The organism is Sphingobium sp. JAI105 (assembly GCF_015752145.1).
GTDB lineage: Bacteria > Pseudomonadota > Alphaproteobacteria > Sphingomonadales > Sphingomonadaceae > Sphingobium > Sphingobium xenophagum.
Window position 1 is genome coordinate 300904 of the sequence record NZ_JADOUC010000002.1, and the last position, 14941, is coordinate 315844.

17 protein-coding genes are annotated in these 14941 nt (G+C 63.8%); 5 read left to right on the forward strand and 12 right to left on the reverse strand.

Annotation, left to right across the window (positions count from 1 at the left end):
* Nucleotides 1-29: 29 nt before the first annotated feature.
* Nucleotides 30-1178, reverse strand: coding sequence for an acyl-CoA dehydrogenase family protein (locus IWY39_RS18885; RefSeq protein ID WP_107124056.1), 1149 nt, complete (start codon nt 1176-1178; stop codon nt 30-32).
* A 173-nt stretch (nt 1179-1351) separates the two neighbouring features.
* Between IWY39_RS18885 and IWY39_RS18890 the strand changes: the two genes are divergently transcribed.
* The gene (locus tag IWY39_RS18890; protein WP_181316626.1) at nt 1352-2143 is read left to right on the forward strand and encodes an SDR family oxidoreductase; all 792 of its coding nucleotides are present in this window, start codon (nt 1352-1354) and stop codon (nt 2141-2143) included.
* A 24-nt stretch (nt 2144-2167) separates the two neighbouring features.
* On the opposite strand, the gene IWY39_RS18895 is transcribed toward IWY39_RS18890, so the two are convergent.
* On the reverse strand, nt 2168-2992 hold the full coding sequence (locus tag IWY39_RS18895; protein WP_229380583.1) for an SDR family NAD(P)-dependent oxidoreductase: 825 nt from the start codon (nt 2990-2992) through the stop codon (nt 2168-2170).
* Between the two features lie 11 nt (nt 2993-3003).
* Nucleotides 3004-3972 carry a phytanoyl-CoA dioxygenase family protein gene (locus IWY39_RS18900; protein ID WP_107124053.1) on the reverse strand — a complete coding sequence of 323 codons (969 nt, stop codon included), beginning with the start codon at nt 3970-3972 and terminating at the stop codon, nt 3004-3006.
* Between the two features lie 122 nt (nt 3973-4094).
* Between IWY39_RS18900 and IWY39_RS18905 the strand changes: the two genes are divergently transcribed.
* The 3 genes from IWY39_RS18905 to IWY39_RS18915 all read left to right on the forward strand — a co-directional run bounded on the left by IWY39_RS18905 (nt 4095) and on the right by IWY39_RS18915 (nt 7109).
* Nucleotides 4095-5102 carry a GlxA family transcriptional regulator gene (locus IWY39_RS18905; protein ID WP_107123900.1) on the forward strand — a complete coding sequence of 336 codons (1008 nt, stop codon included), beginning with the start codon at nt 4095-4097 and terminating at the stop codon, nt 5100-5102.
* Nucleotides 5103-5212: 110 nt separating this feature from the next.
* On the forward strand, nt 5213-6199 hold the full coding sequence (locus tag IWY39_RS18910; RefSeq protein WP_107123899.1) for a phytanoyl-CoA dioxygenase family protein: 987 nt from the start codon (nt 5213-5215) through the stop codon (nt 6197-6199).
* Nucleotides 6200-6245: 46 nt separating this feature from the next.
* Nucleotides 6246-7109 (forward strand): enoyl-CoA hydratase-related protein, encoded by an 864-nt coding sequence (locus IWY39_RS18915; RefSeq protein WP_107123898.1) that lies wholly within the window; start codon nt 6246-6248, stop codon nt 7107-7109.
* 155 nt (nt 7110-7264) lie between these two features.
* Here IWY39_RS18915 and IWY39_RS18920 read toward each other — a convergent pair whose 3' ends face one another.
* Genes IWY39_RS18920 through IWY39_RS18935 form a run of 4 tightly spaced genes read right to left on the reverse strand, consistent with a single transcriptional unit; the run spans nt 7265 to nt 11129 of the window.
* A complete protein-coding gene (locus IWY39_RS18920) occupies nt 7265-8065 on the reverse strand; it encodes an enoyl-CoA hydratase/isomerase family protein (RefSeq protein WP_196871680.1) in 801 nt (266 codons plus the stop codon).
* Between the two features lie 2 nt (nt 8066-8067).
* The gene (locus tag IWY39_RS18925; protein WP_107123897.1) at nt 8068-8865 is read right to left on the reverse strand and encodes an enoyl-CoA hydratase/isomerase family protein; all 798 of its coding nucleotides are present in this window, start codon (nt 8863-8865) and stop codon (nt 8068-8070) included.
* Nucleotides 8862-9962: an acyl-CoA dehydrogenase family protein gene (locus tag IWY39_RS18930; RefSeq protein WP_107123896.1), complete on the reverse strand. Its 1101-nt coding sequence runs from the start codon at nt 9960-9962 to the stop codon at nt 8862-8864. Before IWY39_RS18930 ends, IWY39_RS18925 begins: the two co-directional genes overlap by 4 nt.
* A 27-nt stretch (nt 9963-9989) precedes the next feature.
* On the reverse strand, nt 9990-11129 hold the full coding sequence (locus IWY39_RS18935; protein WP_107123895.1) for an acyl-CoA dehydrogenase family protein: 1140 nt from the start codon (nt 11127-11129) through the stop codon (nt 9990-9992).
* A 154-nt stretch (nt 11130-11283) separates the two neighbouring features.
* On the opposite strand from IWY39_RS18935, the gene IWY39_RS18940 reads away from it, so the two are divergent.
* On the forward strand, nt 11284-12066 hold the full coding sequence (locus tag IWY39_RS18940) for a crotonase/enoyl-CoA hydratase family protein (RefSeq protein WP_107123894.1): 783 nt from the start codon (nt 11284-11286) through the stop codon (nt 12064-12066).
* A 32-nt stretch (nt 12067-12098) separates the two neighbouring features.
* On the opposite strand, the gene IWY39_RS18945 is transcribed toward IWY39_RS18940, so the two are convergent.
* From IWY39_RS18945 to IWY39_RS18965, 5 genes are all read right to left on the reverse strand, one after another.
* Entirely contained in the window at nt 12099-12407 is a 309-nt protein-coding gene (locus IWY39_RS18945; RefSeq protein WP_181316651.1) for a 2Fe-2S iron-sulfur cluster-binding protein, read from the reverse strand.
* A 75-nt stretch (nt 12408-12482) separates the two neighbouring features.
* Nucleotides 12483-13493, reverse strand: coding sequence for a zinc-dependent alcohol dehydrogenase (locus IWY39_RS18950; RefSeq protein WP_107123892.1), 1011 nt, complete (start codon nt 13491-13493; stop codon nt 12483-12485).
* Nucleotides 13494-13597: 104 nt separating this feature from the next.
* Nucleotides 13598-14344, reverse strand: a complete 747-nt coding sequence (locus tag IWY39_RS18955; protein WP_107123891.1) for an enoyl-CoA hydratase/isomerase family protein — start codon at nt 14342-14344, stop codon at nt 13598-13600.
* A gap of 29 nt (nt 14345-14373) precedes the next feature.
* A complete protein-coding gene (locus IWY39_RS18960) occupies nt 14374-14679 on the reverse strand; it encodes a DUF4286 family protein (RefSeq protein WP_107123890.1) in 306 nt (101 codons plus the stop codon).
* A 30-nt stretch (nt 14680-14709) separates the two neighbouring features.
* Nucleotides 14710-14940 (reverse strand): biotin/lipoyl-containing protein, encoded by a 231-nt coding sequence (locus IWY39_RS18965; RefSeq protein WP_107123889.1) that lies wholly within the window; start codon nt 14938-14940, stop codon nt 14710-14712.
* Nucleotide 14941: the final 1 nt, after the last annotated feature.

Here is a 14941-nt window from a genome sequence, read left to right on the forward strand (position 1 = left end):
AATCTGTGCCGTCCTATCCGAACCGGCTTTCAACTGGGCAGGCGCAGAACCTCGCGCGCGATGATGCCGCGCTGAATTTCGCTCGTGCCGCCATAAATGGTGGTGGGCCGCGACTGGAGGAAACTATGCCCCGGCGCGATGTCGGCATTGCCCGCGATCGATCCGGTCAGCGCCGCCTGCTCGCCGGCCAGCTCCAGCATGAAATCGGTGATCCGCTGGTAAAGATCGGTCTGGTTCAGCTTGAGCATCGACACGTCCGCACCCAGCGTCTCGCCGCGCCGGACGCGGTCGGCGAAGCTTTCAAACAACGCCTTGTGATCCTCCAGGTCCAGCTCGAACCGGACATAACGGTCGCGCACCAGCGGATCGTCGCCCAGTCCCAGCGTCTTGATCATCTCGCGCAGCTTGACCAGCGCGCTCGCCGACTGGCGCGGCGATCCAAAGAAGATGCGCTCGAACCCTAGCAGCGCCTTGGCCATCGACCAACCCTGATTGACCTCGCCGACCAGATTTTCCGCGGGCACCCGGACATTGTCGAGAAATACCTCGCAAAACTCGTCATGCATTTCCAGGTTGATGATCGGCCGCACGGTGACGCCGGGCAGGTCCATCGGCACCAGCAGGAAGGACATGCCGAGCTGTTTCTTCACGCTCTTGTCGGTACGGCACAGGACGAACATCCAGTTGGCGTCGGTGGCGAGCGTCGTCCACGTCTTCTGGCCGTTGATCACCCATTCGTCGCCGTCGCGCACGGCTTCGGTACGCACATTGGCCAGATCCGACCCTGCATTGGGTTCGCTATAGCCCTGGCACCAGATATGTTCGCCCGACAGGATCTTCGGCAGAAATTCCGCCTTCTGCGCTTCCGATCCATAGCGGATCAGCAGCGGGCCAAGCAGGGTTATGCCGTGGTCGGGCGCGCGCGCGACGCCATAATTCTCATATTCGTCGATCAGGATCAGCTGTTGCGAAGGCGAGAGGCCGAGGCCCCCATGCTCGCGCGGCCAGTTCGGCGCGAGCCAGCCTTCGCGCGACAGGATCATGTACCACGGCTTCACTTCGTCCCAGTGCAGCCGATATTTCGGAAAGTGCAGATCAATGGGATAATTGCGGGCGAGAAAGTCGCGGACAAGGGCGCGAAATGCGTCATCGTCCAATGTGTGCGGCTGAATAGACATGGCCCTTGCATAGCACCGCCCCGGCGCGGCGGAAACGGCCATGCCATCATCCATGTGATCGCTCATTGTCCCAATTTGTCCCAATGTCGCCAGCGTCGCCGGAATTCGTCACAATTCGTTCGGGGGCGTCGGTGGAACAGGCGACCGCTTCTTCGGGAACTGAGGAGACGATTATGAAGCGCTGGCTGATCACGGGCATTTCCAGCGGCATCGGCGCGGCGCTGGCGCGCGCGGCGCTCGATCGGGGCGATGCGGTCATCGGCACCGCGCGCGACGAGGCGGCCTGCGCCGCTTTCGAGGCGATCGCACCGGGGCGGGCGATCGCGTTGCGGCTCGACATTGCCATCCATGCCGACATTCCCGGCGCGATCGCTCGCGCCTTCGACGGCGGGCCGATCGACATCGTGGTCAGCAATGCCGGCCGAAGCCTGTTTGGTGCATTCGAGGAAACCGCGCTGGACGAAGTGAAGGCGCTGTTCGACGTCAACGTCTTTGGCACATGGGCCGTGGCGGAAGCGGTGCTGCCCCGGCTGCGCGCGCAGGGCGGCGGCATATTGGTGCATGTCTCGTCGGGCTGCGGCATCAACGGCACGCCGGGATTGAGCGCGTACAGCGCCAGCAAGTTCGCGATCGAAGGCTTTACCGAGGCGCTGGTGCGCGAAGTCGCGCGCTTCGGCATCAAGGCCATGCTGGTAGAACCGGGTGCGATCAACACCCGCTTCATCAGTCATGGCACGCGCGCCACCACGCGCCGCCTGCCCGAATATGATTTTCTCTCTGGCGCGGGGAAGGACGCGCTGGACGCTTATTATGCCACGGCCGGCGCACCCCCCGAAACGGTCGCGCAGGCGATCATTGCCGCGATCGAGAGCGATGATCCGCCGTTGCGCCTGGTCGTGGGCGATGATGTGCGTGCGTCCGTCGCGGCCAAGGCCGTGGCCTTCGCCGCGCTCGGTTCAGGATAGAAGGGCCGGCGCCAGCGCGGGGGGTCAGGCTTCGGTGACGAAAGCGTGGCCGGTGAGCGGTCCGATCCCCTCCACCCCGCCGTCGACGGCCAGATGGACGCCGTTGATGAACCGCGCTTCGTCACTCGCGAGGAACAGCACCGCCTGCGCAATGTCCCAGGCGTCGCCTTCGATGCCGAGCGGACCGACCTTGCGCCGCGCCTCGCGCATCGGCGCGGGCACTTTCGCCATCGCATGGGGCGTCATGACATGGCCGGGGGCGACCGTGTTCACCCTGATACCCTGACGCCCGTGCAGCACGCCCAGTTCGCGCGACAATTGCGCCATTGCCGCCTTGGACGGGCCATAGACCAGCGATCCCATCGCGCGCATCCCCGCGATCGACGAGATATTGACGATCGCGCCGCCGCCGTGACGCGCCATTTGCGGAATCGCGAATTTGCTCATCAGCATGACGCTGGTCAGGTTGATCTCCAGCGTCCGGTTCCACTGCTCCAGTGTCACCTCGGCGAGCTTGACGCTGACCGACACGCCGACATTATTGATCAAGATGTCGAGGTTACCGAACCGCTCGATCGCCGCCTTGACCAGGGCTTCGCAGTCGCCGGGCCTGCTCACGTCCCCGGCGAGCGCAATCGCCGTCCCGCCCGCTTCTTCGATCATCGCGGCGGTCGCCTGCGCGCGGCTGAGGTCCAAGTCCGCGCACACCACCGACGCGCCTTCGCGTCCCATGATGTAAGCGATCGCCCTGCCGATGCCGATGTCGCTGGCTTCGGCCCCCGCGCCGGTTACAATCGCAACCTTGTCGGCCAGGCGGTTCCAGTGAAGGGTCGGTTCAGTCACAGGCATTGATCCTTGGGTCAGCGCAACGGGCGCAAGTTGCGGATGGTGTCGCCATCGGTGGTAGCGATCACTTCGATCCCGCGACCATAGCGTGCGGGCACGTCGGACAGCGGCATCTGATCGCCCTTCTGCCCCCGAACGAAGCTTCGATCGTCAAAGCGGAAGCGGCGTTGTTCGGCACCGATGTTCAACAATATGCCGTCCACATCGGCCGCTTCGACTGTCCCCATGACAGGAATATTGCCATTCGATGGAATTACGCGCGTATCCATCGACAGGCGAAAGCGATCCGAATGGTTGCGCACGCCCGAATGGGGCGTACCCGGGTCCATCAGCAGGACGTCGCCGGGGCGGTAATGGGTGCGTTTCCAGGATGCCATCGCGACTTCGGCTTCAGGAATCGGCAGGATCTTCATGCCTTCATGCCGATGCAGATCGCCGTTGCAATGCACGCCTTCAATCAAGGCGAGACCGCCGATATCCTCGTCAATCTCGGCAAGCGGAATCCAGCAGACCATGAAGTCCAAGCCGTCATTATAGGTCGCGTCCTGATGGATGAATTCCAGACGGCGCTTCGTCCGGTCCGGTTCTGGGGCGACATGGCGGTGGGAGGTGAAGGGAATCCAGCAAGGTGCGCAGCCGAACAGCGTGTCGAAGAAGGCGTTGATGCGCGGATGATCGTGGATCATCCGGTCGATCCGCCGTTCGCTCAGGGGCGTCTCCAGATGATGGATGGCGCGTCCCTCAACATCCGCGCCATTATAGCGCCCTTCCGGATCGGCGGGATCGGCCACTCCCGCTTCGCCCAGGAAATCCATATAGACCTGCCGCACGTCCGCTATCGCGTGCCGGTCCAACACGTCGCGGAAAAACCAATAGCCGTCCCGCGCCCAGGCCGCCCGCAGCGCATCGTGATCGCCGATCAGATGGTTGGAACAATGATATTCGCCCATGACCGGCAGCAGTGGCTCAGCGATCGCGCTCATCCCGCTCTCCATTTCGTCAGGAAGCCAGGCACCTGTTGGCCGCCATCTTGGCCCCGCTCCCGGCACGTTGACAGGATATTTACGCGCCATTATCGGTTGTTTTTTCTCATCCAGCTCGTCCGATGCCCGATTTTGCCCTTATCGCGCTTCCCGGCGCCTATCTCAGCAGCGTCGGCGCCTTTTCCGACAGCTATTTGCTCGCGCGCGACAGGGTGGACCATATCTATCGCGACCAGGTGAAGGGCGGCATGGAGACGCGGCTGCGCATCCTGTCAATCGATGGCGGACCGGTCATGCTCAGCGACGGCACCAGCCTGAAGGCCGATGGCGCGACCGATGGTGAAGTGCTTTTCGGCTTCATCTGGCTGCCCGCCTTCCGGGTTGGCGGCCTTCGCCAGCTCAAGCAACGGCTTGCCGACAATCAGCCACTGGTCGACTGGCTGAAGCGGCAGCAACAGGCTGGCGCGGTGATCGGGGCCAGCGGCGCGGCGTCCACCCTGCTGATGGCCGCCGGCCTGACCCGTGGGCTGACCGTGCCGATCGCACGCGCGCTGCATCCGCTGCTCCGCTCGCTATTTCCACGGCAGGCGTTCGATGACCGGCTGGGTCTGGGCGACAGCGGCGACATATTGATCGCCAATGGCTTGGGCAACGATCTTCAATTGATCATTCGCGTCATGGAGCGCGCGCTCTCGCCGGAAATCGCCCGTTGGCTGCGCTCGGTTGTCGGTATCGACAAGGAAGAACAGCGGCTGGAGGCCGCCGAGCCTTCGGTCGCGCAGGCCCAGCTCTGGCTGGAACAGCATTTTACCGAGCCGGTGCGTATGGACCGGCTGGCGGCGATCATGGCGTGCAGCACCGCGACGGTGAACCGCCGCTTCCGCGCTGCGCTGGGCATGTCGCCCAAGGCTTTCCAGCAAAAGTTACGCCTTGAAACCGCGACCCGGATGCTGGAGCGGACGCCGCGATCGGTCGATCGGATCGCCGAACTGGTCGGCTATTCCGACAGCCGGCTCTTTCGCGCGATGTTCCGACGGCAGACTGGCATGTCGCCCATGCAGTGGCGCAGGCAGGCCCGCGAGGATGGTCCCGCCGCGCGCGCGACCCCGGACAACGGCAACCCGGCCTGATCGCGTATTTCCATCCGCTGTTCGATCGATTTCATCCCTGACTCGGTGCGCGGCCGGGATTATCATATTCACCAAGACGCCGCGCTTTTTGCGGCCGATGGAGAGAACATATGATAAGCCAGGTCATTAATCGCCCCGACGCGCAGGATCTGTCCCCTACGGACGTAAATCCCGCCGGCGAGTTGCAGGCGTGCAATCATCTGCTCGACGACCATGCCGCGCTCGAGAAATTCTATAAGGCGAATGGCTATATCCTGCTTCGGGGCGTACTCGATCCCGCATCGGTGGCCGAAGCGCGAGACGCGATGCTGTCCGCCGCCGCGACGCTAGGGCTTGTCGAAGCCGGCGACATCACCGGTAAATGGACGGGCAAGCCGTCGCAGGGCGGTCTTGAGGAAAGCCCGCTATATGAAGGTATAGCGCGCCGCCTGCTTGAGCATTCCGCCAATCAGGCGCTGCTGGAAAAGGTGCTGGGCGAACCCGCCTGCGCCGTGCCGCTCGTGCAATATCGCACTTATCCCCCCGGCGGCGCGGTCGGCGCGGTGCATCAGGACGGTTTCTACAGCCCGGGCATCCAGGATTACAAGCCGGTCTGGGTGGCGCTGACCCCCTGCGCGCGCGAGATGGGCGGCTTGGCGGTCGCCGTCGGTCAGAATCATCGCGGCTATTTCCATAATCTCGGAAAGCCCGCGCCTTATCCCTTTCCACGCGATGCTGTGCCCGACGATAGCTGGGCGACCACCGATTACATGCCCGGCGACGTGCTGATCGTGCATCCCCACACCCCGCATTGCGGCCTTGCCAACCGCTCCGATCGCCTGCGCGTGACCTTCGATTCCCGCGTGCAGTCGGCCCGCAACCCCAGCGCGATCGCTGCGACGGTGAAGGCAGTGACGCCCGCATCGGTTACTGTGGACGTGGAGGGTCAGGGCGAGCGGACGTTCAGCGTCGATGCCGATACCTTCATCCGCGTGCTTCATCCCGGCCGCCGTGAGCCGTTCGACAGCTTTGCCGATTACACCAAGGCCGGAATGCGGCTGGTCGTGGTGCGCGATGGCGATCGGGCGGTCATGCTGCGCAAGGCTGCCGAGGGCTGAATGCGGCGATATCATAGGGATGATGGGTGTCTGACTGCGCCCTGTCATGCTGGATTTCATGGCGAAGGCGGGCGAAAGTTCCCCGGCAATCACGGCGGGAGCGGCAGCGATGGAACATCTCGAATTCGACCGCATCATGGTGGACATCGACGACGGCGGTTTCGCCACGCTGACCCTCGATGATCCGGACAATCTCAATTCGCTCAGCCTGCCGATGGTGCTCGGCATCAGCGAAGCGATCGATGCATTGCGCAGCCGGCATATCCGGGCGCTGCTGATCCGCGCCGAAGGACGCGGCTTCTGCGGCGGCCTCAATCTCAAGCAGCGCGCCGACATGGTGACGAAAAAGCGGCCCGCCGTGTCGTTGATGAACAGCCATTTCTTCCCGATGCTGCGGCATTTGAAGGAAGCCCCCTTCCCCACCGTCTGCGCAGTCAACGGCCCGGCGGCCGGGATCGGCGTGACGCTGGCGCTGATGTGCGACGTCACGATTGCCGCGCGCTCGGCTTTCTTCGTCCTGCCTTTCACCAAGAATCTCGCGGCGCTGGGCGATGGCGGCATTTCCTGGATTTTGCCGCGCATCATCGGATGGGCGCGGGCCAAGCATATGCTGCTGTTCGGCACCCGCGTCACAGCGGAAACCGCGCTGCAATGGGGTATGCTCTACGACATGTTCGAGGATGACGAGTTGCGGGCAAAGTCCGAAGCGATCGCCCGCGATCTCGCCACCGGCCCGACCGTCGCCTTGTCAGGCGTTCGCAGATTCCTGTGGGAAGGTCTTGAAAATGGCTATGATCGCCAGCTTCAGGCGGAAGTTGAGATGAACAATGCTACCCACGCCACTTTCGACTATAAGGAAGCGCTGGCGGCGCGCGGCGAAAAGCGCAAACCGCAATTCAAAGGTGAGTAAACATAACGCCCGTCAGGCACAGCCGACGGCGGCGAAAGCGCGGTGACCATCGCATCGGTCACGTTATGCGCCCAGCAGCCTCTGCGCGTCAACTGCCAGCCCCCCTGTCGGCCTATCGTCTGCCGACTATCCCCGTCATGTTGCTTCCTTGTCCTTCAGCGGCCAATCTTCTTCATCAGCGCCTCTATGCAGGCGCGATGATCGTCGGTGTCGCGCAACACCGACATATGCGACGATACCATATCGAGATAACCATAGAGCGGCATGGTGAGCGCCTGATAGACCGATCGGCGGAAGAAACGCACCGATTCAACCGGTTGCCGCGCGATCTTGCGCGCCAATTTTATCGCGCGATCGGCCAGTTCCGCGTCGTCTACGACATGGCTGACCAGACCGATTTTCTCGGCCTCCTCGGCGTGAACAGAGGCGCCGGTCCAGAACATTTCGAGCGCCCGCGCCGCGCCGATGATACGCGGCAGGAACCAGCCGCCGCCAGCCCCCGACAACATGCCCAGATTGACGTAGGTTTCGGCAAATTCAACCGACTTGCCGGCGATGCGAATGTCGCACATCAGCCCCAGGTCGACGCCCGCGCCCCGGCAGGCGCCCTGCATGGCGGCGATCATCGGCTTGTCAGATCGTTCAAGCAGCAGCGGAATGCGCTCGATTTCCTTCCACACATTATTCTTGCGGCCCAGCCCGTCCTTCGCGCCGCGCGCCAGCATCTCGTCAAGGTCGCCGCCGGCGCAGAAATGATCGCCATTGGCGCGCAGCACGATCACCCGCACGTCGTCGTCATTGACCGCCTCGACCAGCAGGTCGTGGAGCCGGTTGGTCATGCCGCTGGTAAAGGCGTTGCGCCTTTCCGGTCGGTTGAGGACGATCGCGCGCACGCCATCGCCATGATCCTCGACCAGCACCTGACCGATCGCGGCGGCGCCCATCGCTTCGCCCATAATCAGCGCCCCTCGAAACTGGGCTTGCGCTTTTCGGCAAAGGCGTTGGCGGCCTCACAATGGTCGGCGCTGACCATCGTGAGCGCTTCATAAGCGATCGAGAGGTCGAACACCTGATTGATCTGCGCGCGCACGCTCTTGTTGACCGACGCCTTGCTCCAGCGCACGGCGAGCGGCGGCAGTTTGGCGATGTCGCGGGCGATCTCCATCGCCTTGTCCATCACGCCGTCGCGCGGTGCGACATAATTGATGATGCCCTGCCGCTCGGCTTCCGTGCCGTCGATCACGCGCCCGCGCATCAGGAAATCCTTCGCCTTGTTCGCCCCGATCAGCAGCGGCCAGATCGCCGCACCGCCATCGCCCGCGACCAGCCCGACGCGGACATGGGTATCGCCGAACTTGGCGTCCTCGGCGATCACGCTGACGTCGCAGCACACCGCGATCGTCGCGCCCAGACCCATCGCGTCGCCATTGACCGCCGCGATGATCGGCGTCTCCACGTCGAAAATCGCGTGGATCAACCGCCGCCCCAGCGCCGGGACGCCCAGCGCGTGCCGGATGCCCTGCTCCGTCCCCGCGCGCGCGGCCATCGCCTTGATGTCGCCGCCGGCGGAAAAGGCCTTGCCCGCGCCGGTCAGGATGATCGCGCGCACCGACAGGTCGTCGGACAATGCCAGCAGCTCGTCGGCAAGCTTGATGTGCAACTCGTGATCGACCGCGTTCAGGCGGTCGGGCCGATTGAGCGTGACGATCGCGATATGGCCGTCCCGTTCGACGAGGATGGGGTTCTCTATGTTCATGCGAAGACCTGCCCTTTTTCGATATAGCGGCGACGTTGGACCGTCGCATTGCCCAGCCATGCGGACAAGACCATTGCCCGCTTCACAAAGAGTCCGAGATCATGCTCCTCGGTAAAGCCGATCGCGCCATGCAACTGGATCGCTTCACGGCCAATCCGCATGGCTGCGGCGCTCGCCCTGCCCTTGGCGCGGATCGCGGCGAGCGACAGCGCGGCAGCATCGCCGGCGTCCGCTCCCAGCGCCTGGCCCAGCGTCGCGATCGCCAGTTCCTTCTGGATATAGAGATCGACCGATTTATGCTGGATCGCCTGAAAACTGCCGATCACCGCGTCGAACTGCTGGCGGACCTTGATATAATCGATGGTCATGGCGAGCATATGTTCACTGAGGCCGGTGAGGCCCGCCGCCGCGACGATCCGTGTCTCGTCCAGCGCGCGCGCAATCGCCGCGTGCGCATCCGCCCCGCGCGCGATCAGCATGGCATCGTCGATCACTACGCCATCCAGGCTGAGCGCCGCCAAAGGCGTGCCGTCCGCGCGCCAGTGCGGTGCCAGCGACAGGCCGGGCGCATCCGCCGACACGGCGACCAGGCGCAGCACGTCGCCGATTTTCGCCGGGATCAGGAAATGGGTCGCCGCCGCGCCACCGGCGACTTCTGCGCATTGTCCCGAAATATGCGTGCCCTCGTCGCCCGTAACGACGGGAAGCGCGCCATTGCTTCCCATCGCCAGTGCGATGCGCACCGAACCGTCGCCGACGCCGGACAGCAAAGTGGATCGCATGTCGCCGGTCGGCGCATGGACCAACGCGCGGGGACCAAGAACCGCCAGTTCGATCAACGGGCCGGACAACAGCCCCTTTTCCAGGCTGCCGACGATCGCGGCCATTTCCGGCAGCCCCAGACCGATGCCGCCATCCGCTTCGGGCACGACGATGCCCAGCCATCCCATCGCGACGATCTCGTCCCACAGGGCGGCGTCATGGCCCGGCAGTGACTTGCGCAGAGCGCGGTTGCGGGCATGATCGGACTTGTCGGCGACGAAACGTTCCGCGCTTGCGCGCAGTTCGTTGGCCAGTGAATTATCGGCATTGGACATCGAAATCTTCCGCTTTCGTCAATGTGATCAGCTGGGCAAGCCGAGCGCGCCCTTGGCGAGGATGTTCCGCTGAATCTGCACGGTGCCGCCATAAATGGTGGGTGGACGCGAATTCAGATAATTGTGCAACAGGCGAACCCCGCCGATCGGTTCGCCGTCCATGCCGCCATATTCCTCCGCCAGCTCAACCGTCAGTTCGGCGATGCGGGCATAGGTTTCGGTCGACGCAATCTTCAGCACCGACGCTTCCAGGCCGATCGCCGCGCCGCCGCCCACCTCCTTCGACAGCGCTTCATACATGGCGCTATTATCTTCCAGCTCCAGCTTCAGTTCGGCCACGCGGTCCAGCACCACGGGATCATCCTCAAGCCCGCGCGCCCGCACGATCTTGAGCAGATAGGCGTAAGCGGTTCGCCCCATATGCGGCGATCCCGCCCACATGCGCTCGAACCCCAGCAGCCCCTTGGCGACGCCCCAGCCCTTGTTGAGTTCGCCGACGAGATTTTTGAGCGGCGCACGCACTTCGTCCATGAAGACTTCGCCGAATTCCGCGCCACCGTCGATCGTCGGGATCGGCCGCACGGTGAAGCCGGGCTGCTTCATATCGACCAGAATGAAGCTGATGCCCTTTTGCTTGGGCACCGATTTGTCAGTGCGCGCCAGCACATAGATATAATTGGCGTCGAGCGCGCCGGACGTCCACACCTTGTGACCGCTGATTACGAACTCGTCGCCCTCGATCCGCGCTTCGGTACGCAGCCCGGCAAGGTCTGACCCCGCGCCCGGCTCCGAATAGCCCTGGCACCACAGATGTTCGCCGGACAGGATTCGCGGCAGGAAATAGTCGCGCTGCTCCTGCGTTCCGCGCGCGATCAGCGCCGGCCCAGCTAGCAGCACGCCCTGCTCCATTGCGCGCGGCACGCCCTGTTTGAGCCATTCTTCCATATGGATGATACGCTTGGATGGCGACAGGCCCATGCCGCCATGCTCGACCGGCCAGCCCGGCGCGAGCCAACCATGCCGCGACATCGCCTGATACCACGGATCCAGCTCGGTCCACGGCGGCCGCTCTTCCCGATACCGGATCGAGGGAGGACATTCCGCTTCGATGAAGTCGATCGCCGCCTGGCGAAACGCCTCATCGCTCATCGCATTCCAGTCACGCATCTACTTCAATCTCCTGCCCCTGCCTTAGATGGGTTGGGCGGCAAACCGAACAGCCGCACCGACATCATCAGGAATATGAAATCGTTGGTCGTAAGCCCCGGTCCGGTGCAGGATGTGCTAGTTCGTCGGCGCATAGTGTCTGAAGGGGATCGCGATGGACGACGGCCGGATATTGATCGAGCGCGACGCGGGCGTCATGGTCATCCGCATCGCGCGCGCGGCGAAACGCAATGCGCTCACCCCCGCGATGATCGCCGATTACAGCCAGGCGCTGGCGGATTATGACGCCGACGACGAAGCGTGCTGCGCGCTGGTCGTGGCGGAGGGCGACCATTTCACCGCCGGTCTCGACCTCGCAAAGGCGGCGGCGCTGTGGGACGCGGGCGGTACGCTTTATCCCGCGCATCTGCCGCATATTTGCGACATTCGCCCGCCTTATCGGCGCAAGCCGCTGGTCATGGCGGTTCAGGGGATCAGCTTCACCTTCGGCGTCGAAATGATGCTTGCGGCCGATGTGGTGATTGCAGCGAGCGACTGCCGTTTTGCCGTGCTCGAAACGACGCGCGGGATCATGGCGTCGGCGGGTGCGACCTTCCGCCTGCCGGCGGCAGCCGGCTGGAGCAATGCGATGCGCTGGCTGCTGACCGGTGACGAGTTCGGCGCCGAGGAAGCATATCGGATGGGACTGGTGCAGGAAGTCGTGGCGCCTGGCGCGCAGGGTGAACGCGCAATGACAATCGCGGCACGCATCGCCGCGGCGGCCCCGCTCGCGGTCATCGAAACTCGCGCCAACGCCCGTCTCGCGCAGATGGAGGGCTTCGAGGCCGCCGTGGCCCGGCTCGACGAAGTGCGCAGCTTCCTTCGCGCCTCTGACGACGCGAAGGAAGGACTGGCGAGTTTTCAGGAGCGCCGTCCGGCCCGCTTCAGCGGGCGCTAACCGGGTTTGCCGAGACTTTCCGGCGGGAGTTGTCAGTCTTCCTGCGCGATCGTGACGCGGATGCCGTCGATTTCCTCTGTCACCGGCAACTGGCAGCTCAGGCGGGAATTGGCGTCGCGATGGTCCGAACTGTCCAGGAGGTCATTCTCATCCTCGCTCATCGCCGGCAACCGGTCGGCAAAGGCGGGATCGACGTGCACATGACAGGTCGCGCAAGAACAGCAGCCGCCGCACAGCGCCATCAGTTCGTCAAAGCCATTATCGCGAATGGCTTCCATCAGGGTGATGCCTTCATTCACCGAAATCGCGGTCTCGTCGCCTGCGCGATTGATGATCGTCATGTCTACCACGGTCGGACCTTCCGAATAATGTTAATGCAAATATCATAATTAGGAACGCATCTACGCTCCTGTCAATTACTGGCCGGGCGCGACGTGAACCTTCGTGTCCTCATTTGCCCCGCGCAGCCGCTCGATCGCTGCCGGCAGTTCGTCCAGACCGACGCGCGTCGTGATCATCGACCGCGGTTCGACATGGCCGGCATCCAGCGTGTCGGCCACATGCTGGAACTCGCGAAGCGTGAAATGCATCGAAAAATGCAGGCTCACCTGCTTGAACGTCGCCATTGCCGGATTGATCGGATCGGGCGCGGTGCAGAAACCAAGCGACACTACCTTTCCGTTGCGCCGCGCCATCTTCACGCCCAGATCAAGCATCCCCGGTACGCCCACACATTCCAGCACGATATCAGGCTGGCCGCCCAATGCCTCGGTCACCCGTTCGATCTCACCCTCGCCGGATTGCACGAATGCGCTCGCGCCCATTTCCAGCGCCATCGCGGCGCGGCGATCGGAGCGCGAAACCGCCACGATCCGCCCGGCACCCAGTTTCCGCGCCCAGAAAATGGCTGCGAGCGCCACCGATCCCGCGCCCAGTACCGCAACCCGGCTGCCCGGCGGCATCTGCGCCATAGCAACGCCATGCAGGCCGACCGCCAGCGGCTCGCACAGCGCGCCGTCCTCCATCGACAGCGTCTGCGGCAGCAGGATCGTGCCCGACGCGGCGCAACGCACATATTCGGCATAGCCGCCCGAATAGCCCTTCATCTGCGGGCAGAGCGCCGGGTGACCGGCGACGCAGGCCTCGCACCGGCCGCATCCGGCGAGCGGGATAGATGTGACTCGCTGGCCGACCTTGAAGCCTTCGACCTCCGCGCCCAGCGCGACGATTTCGCCCGCATATTCATGGCCGATCACGCTGCCGGGCTGATACGTCATTCCACCATGACCCGACGTCATGTGCAGGTCGCTGCCGCACACGCCGCAGCGCTCGACTTTCACGATGATTTCGCCCGCATTGGGCGTCGGATCGGGCCGATCCTCGATGTCGAAAGGACGACCGACGCCGTTAAATACCGCTGCACGCATGGACACTCTCCCTAGCGTCTTTGTGAAGGTCGCTCGGCCCGCGACAAAGGGAAAAGCGAAACATGCTGTGATGCTTCGCGTATCGCGCCCGCTTCGTCCGCCGTTCAGCGGCTGAGCAGCGCCATGCCCTCCAGCATCAGGCCATATTCCAGATCTTCGAACAGGCGGCGCTTGAGGTCGCGGGTCAGTGCCAGCCGGGCAAAGCGCGCCGTCGCTGCCGGCCGCTGCGCGATCTGCCGCGCCAGTTCGATCGCCCGCGGCATCAGCGCGTCGCGCGCCATCACTTCGCCGACGATTCCCAGCCGATGCGCCTCGGCCGCGTCGATCGTCTCCCCGGTGAGCAGGAAATAGCGCCCCCGGTTCGGCCCCAGCAACAGCGGCCAGACGATATGCACGCCATCGCCCGGCACCACGCCCGACGGGAAATGCGGCTTGTCCTGAAAAAGTGTGTCATCGGCCGCGATCACGATGTCGGACAGCAGGCCGATCTCGGCATGGATCGTCGCAGGGCCATTGATCGCGCCGATAACCGGCACTTCGATACGCAACAGATTGTCGAGCAAGGCGCGGCCCTGACGCACCGTCTCGTTCCACGCGCCCTGCGTGAGCGCCGGCGGCGGATAGCCGGTCATGTCGAAACCGGCGCAAAAGCTTTCGCCCGTGCCGGTGACGATCAAGCAGCGCAAATCGGGATCGGCCGCCAGCTCCGCAAAAGCGTCGCCCAGTTCCAGATGCAGGCCATCGACGAACGACCAGAGCGCGGGTCCGCCGCGTGTGTGCATACGCAGCACGACGACGCCGTCCCCGATCCGGTCGAGCACGACCGATTCATAAGTCCCCGATGCTGGCATGGCCCGCCCTCCACTCATGCCCGTCGCATTCACGCGACTGGCATATGCGCCTCATACACGCGGAAGGACACGGTCGACGGATCGAGCGTGTCGCTCATCCTCATGCTTGAAGCTGCGCCACGCAATTTCGGCACGACGTCGCCCGGCGCATCGGCCTCGACCTCATAAATCGCCAGGTAGCGCGCGGCGTCTCCCGCACCCAAGCGATAGCGCTTGCCGCTGTTCACCCAGTCCAATCCGGTGACGTCAGGCAAATGCGTGCTGTCATACCACTGGTTATACGCTTCGTCCTGACCGTCCTTGGCCGACGAAAATACATGCAGATGATAGAGCATCCCGCTCTCCTCTATTTTATGCCCTGTTTATTATTCGATCGTGCCGAGAATATCGCCGACCTGATAGGTTTCGCCCGGCACCGCTGAAATGCGCAGCGTACCGGTCGCGGGGCTTTCGACTTCCTGCGTCGATTTGTCGCTCTCCAACGCATAGAGCGGCTCGCCCTCGGTCGCCTGCCCGCCATCGGCAACCAGCCACTCGGCAAGCACGCCTTCATTCATCGAAAAGCCGATCTTCGGCAGCAATATTTCGGTGGCCATC